The sequence below is a fragment of the Parvibaculum sp. genome (assembly GCF_035511255.1).
In the GTDB taxonomy this organism is placed as follows: Bacteria; Pseudomonadota; Alphaproteobacteria; order Parvibaculales; family Parvibaculaceae; genus Parvibaculum.
In genome coordinates this window covers 1-10,527 of the sequence record NZ_DATKFR010000255.1, presented here as the reverse complement: position 1 = coordinate 10,527, position 10,527 = coordinate 1, and the positions used below count along the sequence as shown (strand labels likewise).

The following is a 10,527-nucleotide window of genomic DNA, read 5'->3' as shown; positions in this document are numbered from 1 at the left end:
CCGAGCGGCGAGACCATGTTGGGCGAGTAGCGCGTCGCCGTCTGATGTTCGCCGGTGGTGAAGAACATGATGTCGTGCGGATTGACGAAATTGACCGCGAGGAACCAGGGCGTGTCGCTGTCCTTGCGGCCATCGATCCATCCGGCGGCATCGGCCGCGATCATCCGATCCTGCCGATAGCCCGTCCATGTGCGGCCATGTGGATCGCCATCGTAATTGTAGTCGGCAAAGCCATAGGCCTCGAGCGCATTCGTGGTCACGGGGAAGACGCGGTTTTCTTCGTCGCGTTGGTCGTTCACATGGCTGAGATGCCATTTGCCCTTGTAGGCCGTTTCATAGCCGAGCTTGCGGAACATGCCGCCCATTGTCTCGATCTCGGGCGGCATCGCCCGGCGCGGCGGCGTATTCGGATTCGAAATCATGCGCGTCTGGTTGGTGTGACGCCCGCTATAGATCACCGAGCGCGAGGGGCCGCAGGGTGTCGTCGTGACGTGGAAATTCGAGAAGGAGACGCCTTTCGCCCTCAACCGGTCATGCGCGTGAAGCGGGATCGCGGCGGGAATATCCACGCGCTCCTGATCCGTCACGATGAAAAGAATGTTCGGTGTTTTCCGATTCTTGCTCATGCCTGGGTTCCTCCGGTGTCCGACCGGACTAATGCGCGGCGAAATGACTGTCCATCCAGTTCGGGCTCGTCCCGCCGACGGACGGCGATGAGGCGCCTGCTGCGTGCGGCTATCCGATTTTTCGCAGCGTCCGCGGACGTCTCCGATGGCCTGTGTTTTGCCGTTGTCCGCGCCTTTGTCCCTTGTGCTACGCTCGCCTCAACAGGAAACGAAGAAGAAGGGGGGAGGCGCGATTTTCGCCTCTCGTGCGGAATTGAACAAGATGGATTCAAGAGTGAACAATACGGACGCCCCCGAGGCCATCGGCGCGATCCAGCAGGGCTTCGAGCGCAGCGGCTATATCTGCAACAGCCAGATCGCGACCTCGATTTTTCTGGCCGAACGGTTGCAGAAACCGCTGCTCGTCGAAGGTCCGCCCGGCGTCGGCAAGACGGAGCTTGCGAAGGCGACGGCCGAACTTCTCGGCAAGCCGCTGATCCGGCTCCAATGCTATGAGGGGCTCGACGAGGCCAAGGCGCTGTACGAATGGAAATACGGCAAGCAGCTTCTCTACACGCAGGTGCTGAAGGAAAAACTCGGCGACCTGATGGCTGGTGCGAAAGGATTGAAGGAGTCGATCACCCGGCTCCATGAATTCGACGACACGTTTTTCAATGAGGAATTCCTCGAGCCCCGGCCGCTGCTCAAGGCGCTCTGGCAACCGGGCGGCGCGGTGCTTCTCATCGACGAGCTCGACAAGTCGGACGACGAGTTCGAGGCTTTCCTGCTCGAGCTTCTGTCGGATTACCAGATTTCGATTCCCGAGCTCGGCACGATCAAGGCGCGCACGACGCCCATCGTGTTCCTCACCTCGAACAACACGCGCGAGATCGGCGACGCGCTGAAGCGGCGCTGCCTGCATCTCTATATTCCCTTCCCGGATACGGCGCTCGAACAACGCATCATCCGCGCCCGCGTGCCGGAGGTGGAAGAGCGCCTGCGCAACCAGCTCGTCGCCTTCGTGCAAGGCCTGCGCGGTCTCGACCTGAAGAAACTGCCGGCGGTGAGCGAGACGATCGACTGGGCGCGTACGCTGGTGCTGCTTCACGCGCGCGAACTCGATGCCGATCTGGTGCGCAGCACGCTGAACGTGCTGCTGAAATTCCAGGACGATATCGAGAATGTCGATTCCGAGATCAACGCGCTGACGACCAAGGCGCTTCAGGTCGCGCAGTAAAAGGCCGGCATGACCGAAGTGGACCAATGACGGAAGTATTGGGCGATTTCATCCGCGCGTTGCGCGCGGCCGATATCCGGGTCTCGACCTCGGAATCGATCGACGCCGGCAATGTCGTCGATCTCGTCGGGCTCGGCGAGCGCGAGATATTGCGCCACGCGCTGAGCCAGGTGTTGGCGAAGAGCGAGGACGAGAAGCAGGCCTTCCGCGAGACCTTCGACCGCTTCTTTGCCTTCGATCAGTTCAAGGCGAAGCCGGAAAGCGCGGAAGCAGAGCGGGACGGGAGCGAGCGCGAGCCGCCTTCGGGCGAGAGCCAGAACGGCTCGGGCGGGATGCCGGGGCCGGGCGGCGGCGGCACGGAAGGCCAACCTTCCGGCGGCGCGCCGGCGCCCGAAGACCTCATTGCGATGCTCGAAAGCGGCGATCAGGCGGCGTTGCAGATGGCGCTGGCCGAGGCCGCGCGTCAGGCGCAGCTCAATCGCATCCGGCTCTTCACGCAGCGCGGCATGTATACGCGCCGCATGATGGAAATCATGGGGCTCGACGGGCTCAACGAGGAGATCGAGCGGCGCGAGCGCGCCGATCCGGCGGGGGCGCAACGCCTCGCCGATGCGCGCGATGCCCTGCGCGAGCAGGTGCGCGACTATGTCGAGAAACAGCTCGAAATTTTTACGGCCAATGCCGGACGGCAATTGCGCGAGGAAGTGCTCTCCCAGGTGCGGCTCGGCAATATCGACCGCAGCGACATGAAGATCATGCGGACGCTGGTGGCGAAGATGGCCAAGCGCCTCGTCGCGCTGCATTCGCGCCGCAAGAAGGTCGAGAAGCGTGGCCAGCTCGACATGCGGCGCACGATCCGCGCCAATGTCGAGTTCGACGGGCTCTTTTTTCATACCGTCTGGAAACAGCAGAAGATCGACCGACCGAAGGTCATGGCGATCTGCGACGTCTCGGGTTCGGTCGCGCAGGTCGCGCGCTTCCTGCTGATGTTTCTTTACAGCCTGCAGGAAGTGCTGCCGCGTGTGCGTTCCTTTGCTTTCTCCGGCCAGCTTGGCGAGACGACGGAGCTCTTCGAGCGCGAGCGCAAGATCGACGAGGCGCTGACGAAAGTATTGCGCGACTTCGGCGGCGGTTCGACCGACTACGGTCAGGCCTTCGTCGATTTCGAACGGCTGGCGCTCGACGACGTCGATCATCGCACCACGGTGCTGATCCTCGGCGATGCACGCTCGAATTACGGCAATCCGCGCGGCGACATCCTGAAGAAGATCCATGCCCGCGCGCGCCGCGTCATCTGGCTCAATCCCGAACCGAAATCGCTGTGGAACTCCGGCGACAGCGAGATGAAGCGCCTCGCGCCCTATTGCGACACGGCCAAGACATGCGCGTCGCTGAAGGATCTGGAACGGGTGATCTCGGAACTGCTGCGCCACGCCGCGTGAAGGTTGCAAGAGAGAAGAAGCCGATGACGGAAAGCAGGCGCAGACTGACGGGTAGATGCATGTGCGGGGCCGTGCAGTATTCGGTCACCGATGAATTTCTCTATGCCGTGAACTGTCACTGCTCGAAATGCAGGCAGGCGACCGGAGCCGCGTTCAAGCCTTTCGCCGGAATCGAACGCGAAAAGTTGACGGTCGAGACGGGTGAGACCGGATTTCTGATCGTCGGAGATGAACGCGACAATCATGATCTGCGCTGCGCGACATGCGGCTCGCTCCTCTACTCGGTCGTCCGCGACGGTCGGTTCGTTCATGTCACCCTGGGAACGCTGCTCGACGATCCCTCCATTCGCCCGACCGCTCATATCTTCGTCGGCTCGAAGGCGCCCTGGTTCGCGATCACCGACGATTTGCCTCGATATGACGGGCACGTGATCTCCGGCGGATAGGTGGAGACTGAGCCCGCACCGTTCGCCCAAAGCCGCCGGTTGGCAGAAATCGGCCGCTCGATTAGAGTGGACTGTCCCGTTTTGGCATGAATTTGAGCCGCCGAAACGGGCATGGGGCCTGCACGGGGCTGCCTGTTATGAAATCACGAGCCGCGGGCCTGTGCATGCACAAACCTCGCGGGTCGCTTTGCTTTGGGGGCAAGGTGGTTAATTTTTTCGGGGCTGTCGGGAGGCGTGCCGGTCTCGCGTTGTTGCTCAGCGCGACGGCGATACTTGGCGCACAGGCCGAACCGCGCCCGATCTCGCCGCTGCCCGCGCCGGCCGCTTCCGTGACCAAGGCGGCGCTGGCCGTCCCCGCGCCCGCCGCCACGCCGGCGAAGCCCGCCGCCAATGCGGAGCAGACCCACTACAATGTCGTGATCTTCGGCGACTCGCTCGGCGACGGCGTCTGGGCTGGGCTCTATCATGTTCTGCACAAGGACAAGCGCTTCAGCGTGATCCGCAAGTCGCGCGTCGCCACGGGCTTCGTGCGCAAGGATTATTACGACTGGAACGACGCGGTGCGCGAGGCGGCTGCGGATACGAAGATCGACATCGCCGTCGTCGTGATGGGCACCAACGACCGCCAGACGATCATCGAGAACGGCAATCGCTATGCGCTCTTCGAGCCGAAATGGCGCGAGGTCTATGAAGCCCGCGTCGACGATTTCACCGCGACGCTGAAGGCGGCGGGCGCGCACATTTACTGGGTCGGTCTTCCCGTCATGCGCAGCCCCGGCTTCGAGGCCGACATGGAAAATTTCAGCGGCATCTTCGAGGCCCGCGCCGCCGCGAACGGGATCGCCTTCATTCCGACCCATGCGCTCGCCGCCGACGAGGATGGAAAATATCAGGCCTACGGCACCGATCCCTCCGGCAAGAAGCGGCTGCTGCGCACGGAAGACGGTATCCACTTCACGATGGAAGGCTATGAACTTCTGGCGCGCGAGATTGCCGACGCCATCAGGACGGATGCGGACGGCGGAAAGGTCGCCGCTTCGACGGGCTCCGCCGGCGCTGTGACGGCCGCCGTGATGACGAGCGCGGGCGAAGAAGAGCGCCGGACGGGTGCGGCAGGCGCGACGACGGGCTACGAGGTCGCGGATATACGCCGCGGGCGCAGCGACGACTGGCGCTGGACCGGTGACGCGCGCTGAGCGGCAGATTTGCCTGATGCGCGGCGCGAAAATCGCCATAGGGATCTGGTTCGTCCTCGTTTCGGCCTGCGCAGCCGAGCCGCATTGCGCGGCTTCTTCCCGGCCGGGGCTTGCGGAATTCCATGCCGCCCTCGGCGATCTCCGGCAGGGCAGGCGCAAGACGGTCGCGGTGCTTCATCTTGGCGACAGCCACATCGCCCTCGACTACATGACGGACGTTCCGCGCGCACATCTTGCCGGGCTCTTTGGCGATGCGGGCCGCGCGCTGCCCCCGGGAGTTCCTTATCGCTATTACGCGCCTGCCGGCTACAGCGTCACGATGACGGGTCCCTGGGAGGTCGCGTCGAGCCTCCAGGCGAGCACGCAAGGGCCTTTCGGTATTGCGGGTTACAGGATCGTCGGCACGAGCCCGGCGGCGGAAACGACGATCGAGCGGCAAGCAGGTGGCATCGCCACGGTCGAAGTCGACGCGATGGGTGGACCGCGAACGGGATCGCTGATGTTGACGATCGACGGCGCGGCGCCCTTGCGGCTTTCGACGCGGAGGCCCACACCGGGTCTCGTGCGATTGCGCGTGCCGGCGGCGTCGGCGCGTCGCGTCGCATTGAACCCGGCGGGCGATGGCGAGGTGACGCTGCTTGGCTGGATGCTGCTGACAGGCAAGCCGGGCATCCGTTACGACAGCTACGGCATCACCGGTGCGACGCTCGATGTCGTCGGCCGCTGGGACGCGGCAACGGTCGACCGGCAGATCGAAACGCTTGCGCCAGATCTCGTCATACTCGGCTACGGCACGAATGAAGGCTTCAACGACGGGCTCGATCTTCGCGCCTATGCCGTGAAGCTCGACGCGTTGATCGCCCGTTTGAAACGCCTGTCGCCGCGCGGCTCCATCGTCGTGCTTGGCAGCCTCGACGGCGCGCGCGAGGCAAAGCCTGGAATGCCGTCCTCATGCGGCGACGGCTGGACGACACCGCCGAAGCTCGATGCATTGCGCGAGGTGCAGAGATCGGTCGCGGAGAAGCGGAGCGTCGCTTATGTGGATCTGTCGATCGTCATGGGTGGGCGCTGCGGCATCGACCGGTGGGTGAATGCGGAGCCGCCGCTCGCCTGGCCCGACCATGTGCATCTTCGTCCCGAGGGCGCGCGCCGCGCCGGCGCATTCCTGACGCAGATGTTGGCACCCGCAGCAAATTGTTCCGCACGATGAACGACAGTTTCAAACTCTTGCATTATTCCTCACCGCGCCGCGCCGTTTTTTGAAACGCTACGACGGATTCGATTTCGCGCGCCGTTTGATTTCGCGTCGTATCCCAACGGGGGCATCCTGTCGTGTCATCGAATACCGCGAGACCGCGGCGCGTATTGCGCCGCGCGGCGAAGCTTTGCGTTCTTGTTCTTCCGCTGTCTCAGTTGGGCGGTCCCGCCCATGCCGACACGACGATCTCGTCGTCGACGGCGGAGCACAAGACATCCGAAGACGGCGATATTACGGTGTCAGGTACCCTGGCGGTCGGCGCCAAGACGGCCGTCACCATCGACAGCGACAATTCCTTCCTGAACACCGGTTCGACGACGGCGATCAAGGCCGACGGCATCGGCGTGAGCGTGACGGCGGCCACATCGGGTTCCATCGCCAATGAGGGAACGATCAGGACGGGGACGGCGGCTGATTCCACGACCAGCGACGACGGCAAGATCGGCGGACCGGCGATCGAAGTCTACCAGAGCGTCGGTGGCGGCATCTCGAACGCAGCCGACTCGACGATCGTTACCTACGGCAACAATACGATTTTCATAGGGACGGACGCGACCACGCCGGCCGACATCGTCGTCGGCAATGTCGGCACCGACGACGAGGCCTATGGCATCTATAATGCGGGCTATATCTATGCCTATGGAAGCAATTCGGGCGAGGCGGCGACCGCCATCCGGATCGAGGCCGACAGCGGGTACACGACCGACCTCGGCGGCGGCATTTCCAACTACGGCGAGGACGCGCTCATCTATTCGAGCGCGATCGACGCGGCATCGACCGCCATCAGCATCGGCTCCGGCGGTATTGTCGCGGAGATCTACAACGAGGGAACCATCGAGGGCGTGACGCTCGGCACGACCGGCGGCGCCGCGACGGGCATTTCCGTGGAAGCGGGCGGCGAGCTCGACAGCATCGTCAACTCCGGCACGATCAAGGCCGTCGCCAACACCGACGGCGACGCTATTGCCATCATCGATGCGTCTGGAACACTGTCGAGCATCGTCAACTCGGGGACCATCGAAGCCGAAGCGGATACGGGCGCGACGACGGCGATCGACGTTTCCGCGTCGAGTTCCGCCTTCACGCTGACGAATACGGGAACGATCACCGGCGACATCTATCTCGGCAGCGGCGCATCGACCGTTACCTCCGATGGCGGCGAGATCACGGGCGATATCGACGTCGCAACCGGCGGTTCGCTCGATTTCACGCTGTCAGGCGGCGCGATCTTCACGGGCGGCACAAATTCCGGCGCGGCCGGTACGCTCACCGTGGAAGATGCGACCTTCGTCAGCTCGGGCTCTGGCTACTATGCGACCAGTGCCTCCTTCTCTTCGGATTCGATCTTTTCCGTCACCTACGACGCGACGAATTCGGCGAGTGCGTTGCTCACCACGACGGGCACGACGAGCTTCGCATCGGGCGCGACCGTGGACGTCAGCTTCTCATCCTATCTCAGTTCGACGGCGACTATCGAGCTCGTGGACGCGGGCACGCTTTCGCTGTCCTACGGCGGCATCGAGGATCTCGTCATTGGCGGGGTGAACGCTGGATACAACGCCGTTTTGAGCACGAGCGACGGCGAGCTCTACATAACTCTCTCGCGCAAGACCGCTTCCGAACTCGGCATTAGCGGCGCCGCCGCGACGATCTATAATGCCGCGCCGACGGCTTTCGCGACCGACGACGAGTTCGGCGCGGCGGTCGGAAATCTTTCGACCGTCGCCGAGATCAGGGCGCTCTATTCCGCGCTTCTTCCCGATCTCTCCGGTGCGCGGGAGGAGCAGGCGATCCGCGTTCAGGATGTCTCTTCCGGCATCGTCAGCAACCGGCTCGCGCTCCTGCGCAGCAGCGAGCAGGATGGCGACACGAGCGGCTATCGCCCCCATCGCAACACCGGATTGTGGGCTCAGGAATCGGCCTCGGCTGAAAGTGCGGCAAGCGGCGCGAATTCCGCCGGATATGACGGCACGCTCTACGCGCTGGCTTTCGGTGCAGATGCGCGAGATCGCGACGGAGATGTCTGGGGTGCGTCCTTCACCTATGCAGCCATGAACTACGATTCGAGCGATCCGTCGAACGACAACGTCAACCAATCCTATCTCGTTCAATTCTATCATGGACTGAACAGGGGGCCTTTCTATTGGGATGCGATGGCGAGTCTCGGTCTCGACAGCTACAAGGGCTATCGGGAAGTGACGGCGGGCGATGTGACGCGCAACCCGCATGCCGACTGGATGGGTTATCAGGCGGGTCTCTCCACGCAGGTCGGCTATAATTTCGACTTCGGACCGATCACGCTTCGTCCGTCGCTGGGAGCTTCCTACACTTTTCTGCGTCAGGCTTCCTATGAGGAAGAGGGGGGCGGTAGCGGCGTCGATCTCGCCATCGACGCGAATAATTTCCAGTCGCTGCGTACGACGGCGGAACTGCGTCTCGGCGGCAGGTTCGGCGGCATCGACCCCTATTTGCGCGGCGGCATCACGCACGAGCTTCTCGATGCGACGCCGGTCGCGGATGGGCAGTTCGTCTCCGGTGGGGCCTTCTCGCTCGAAGGCGACCCGCTCGACAAGGACGTACCGTTCGGCGGCGTCGGCGTCAGCATCGGCGGCGGCTATGCCAGGCTCAATTTCGACTACACGGGACAATTCGGCGACAGGCTCACCTCGCATCAGGCGACGGCAACGGTGGTCATGAAGTTCTGAAAGTTCTGTCGAGGGCGCGCCTGCCGGGTGTTAACCATAAGCCCAGCCTTTCATTGAGATTCCACGCACACTGTCCAATATTGGGACACGTCGCCCGACATCCGGCGGCGCTTGTAGGCCGACGCCTGGCGGCGGTTGGGGCAAGAGTGGGCGCTGGCGGGCATGCTGTTTCCGACCCTCGAGTTCGGGATTTTCTTTCTGATCGTCTTCACGATCGGATGGTCCTTGCGCGCGTCGCCGGAGGGGCGGAAATATTTTCTCGTCGGCGCGAGCTATCTCTTCTATGGCTGGTGGGATTGGCGCTTCACCGGCCTGCTTTTCGCGACGACCCTCATCAATTATCTCGCCGGTCTTGCTCTTGGCCGACTCTCGCGCCCGGGCCTGCGCAAGCTCGTCGTCGGCCTGACTGTGGTCGTCGATCTCGGCGTCCTCGCCTTCTTCAAATATTACGGCTTCTTCCTCACCTCGCTCGATGAAGTGCTGACGGCGCTGGGTTTGCATCGCGATCTGCCATTCCTGGAAATCATTCTACCCATCGGCATTTCCTTCTTCACCTTCCAGGGCATTTCCTACGTCGTCGATGTCTACCGCGGGCATATCGCAGCCGAACGCTCGCTCCTCGACGTCATGCTTTTCAAGTCGTTCTTTCCGCAGCTTGTCGCCGGTCCCATCGTGCGCGCCGCGGACTTCATTCCTCAGATCAACGCGCCCGCGCGTCTGACGCGCGAGCACGTCGCCATCGGCACGGTGCTCGTGCTGACGGGTCTTGCGAAGAAAATGGTGATCGCAAATTACCTCGCGACCGAACTCGTCGATCCGGTCTTCTTCGATCCGACGGCGGTGGGGGCGCTCGATCTTCTTGTCGGCATCTATGGCTATGCCGTGCAGATCTATTGCGACTTCTCGGGCTACAGCGACATCGCCATCGGCATCGCGGCGCTGCTGGGCTATCGCTTCCGGGAAAATTTCGACCAACCCTATCGCGCTTCGAGCCTTCAGGATTTCTGGCGGCGCTGGCACATCTCGCTGTCGACCTGGCTGAGAGATTATCTCTACATCCCCCTTGGCGGCAGCCGGTATGGCGAAGCGAAAACCTATCGCAATCTCTTCCTCACCATGTTTCTTGGCGGCATATGGCACGGCGCCGCCTGGACCTTCGTCGTATGGGGCGCATTCCACGGTGCGATGCTCGGACTGGAGCGCTTCGTCCGCGCGAAGCTCGACGAACTCGCGCCGCCTCATGCCGACGAGGAAGGGCTGCTGACGAAGATCGGGAATTTCGCGCAGCACGTCGTCGGCATCGTCTGGACATTTCATCTCGTCTGCTTCGCCTGGATTTTCTTCCGGTCCGATAGTTTCGGCACGGCGCTCGATTACCTGAAGGGCTTCGCTGACTGGACCGGCAGCCACGATCACGCGACGCCTTTCCTTGTCGGCCTCGTCGCGCTGGGGCTCTTCTTCCAGTTCACGCCGCGCAATCTTGGCCGCGAACTGGCGCTCTCGATCCGGGCCTTGCCGGCGCCGTTGCTCGGACTGCTCCTCGGCGCGGGTATTCTGGTCATCTGGGCAGCGGCGCCCGAAGGCGTCGCGCCTTTCATCTATTTCCAGTTCTGAGGGTCCCATGCTCGATCTTCTCGA

At 63.0% G+C, this 10,527-nt stretch carries 8 protein-coding genes; 7 read left to right on the top strand and 1 reads right to left on the bottom strand.

Features of this window, described 5'->3' with window-relative positions; genetic code table 11:
* The coding region (locus VMR03_RS10100) for a sulfatase-like hydrolase/transferase (RefSeq protein ID WP_325404789.1) at nt 1–626 on the bottom strand (626 nt) is incomplete at its 3' end.
* Between the two features lie 274 nt (nt 627–900).
* Here VMR03_RS10100 and VMR03_RS10095 point away from each other — a divergent pair.
* The 7 genes from VMR03_RS10095 (at nt 901) to VMR03_RS10065 (ending at nt 10,503) form a co-directional block, all read left to right on the top strand.
* Nucleotides 901–1,842 (top strand): MoxR family ATPase, encoded by a 942-nt coding sequence (locus tag VMR03_RS10095; RefSeq protein ID WP_325404787.1) that lies wholly within the window; start codon nt 901–903, stop codon nt 1,840–1,842.
* A gap of 26 nt (nt 1,843–1,868) precedes the next feature.
* On the top strand, nt 1,869–3,284 hold the full coding sequence (locus tag VMR03_RS10090; protein ID WP_325404785.1) for a vWA domain-containing protein: 1,416 nt from the start codon (nt 1,869–1,871) through the stop codon (nt 3,282–3,284).
* Between the two features lie 23 nt (nt 3,285–3,307).
* Nucleotides 3,308–3,730, top strand: a complete 423-nt coding sequence (locus VMR03_RS10085) for a GFA family protein (protein ID WP_325404782.1) — start codon at nt 3,308–3,310, stop codon at nt 3,728–3,730.
* 203 nt (nt 3,731–3,933) lie between these two features.
* Nucleotides 3,934–4,926, top strand: coding sequence for a DUF459 domain-containing protein (locus tag VMR03_RS10080; RefSeq protein ID WP_325404780.1), 993 nt, complete (start codon nt 3,934–3,936; stop codon nt 4,924–4,926).
* Between the two features lie 16 nt (nt 4,927–4,942).
* Nucleotides 4,943–6,136: a GDSL-type esterase/lipase family protein gene (locus tag VMR03_RS10075; protein WP_325404778.1), complete on the top strand. Its 1,194-nt coding sequence runs from the start codon at nt 4,943–4,945 to the stop codon at nt 6,134–6,136.
* Nucleotides 6,137–6,258: 122 nt separating this feature from the next.
* Nucleotides 6,259–8,889 carry an autotransporter outer membrane beta-barrel domain-containing protein gene (locus VMR03_RS10070; protein ID WP_325404776.1) on the top strand — a complete coding sequence of 877 codons (2,631 nt, stop codon included), beginning with the start codon at nt 6,259–6,261 and terminating at the stop codon, nt 8,887–8,889.
* A gap of 162 nt (nt 8,890–9,051) precedes the next feature.
* A complete protein-coding gene (locus tag VMR03_RS10065) occupies nt 9,052–10,503 on the top strand; it encodes an MBOAT family protein (protein ID WP_325404774.1) in 1,452 nt (483 codons plus the stop codon).
* Nucleotides 10,504–10,527: the final 24 nt, after the last annotated feature.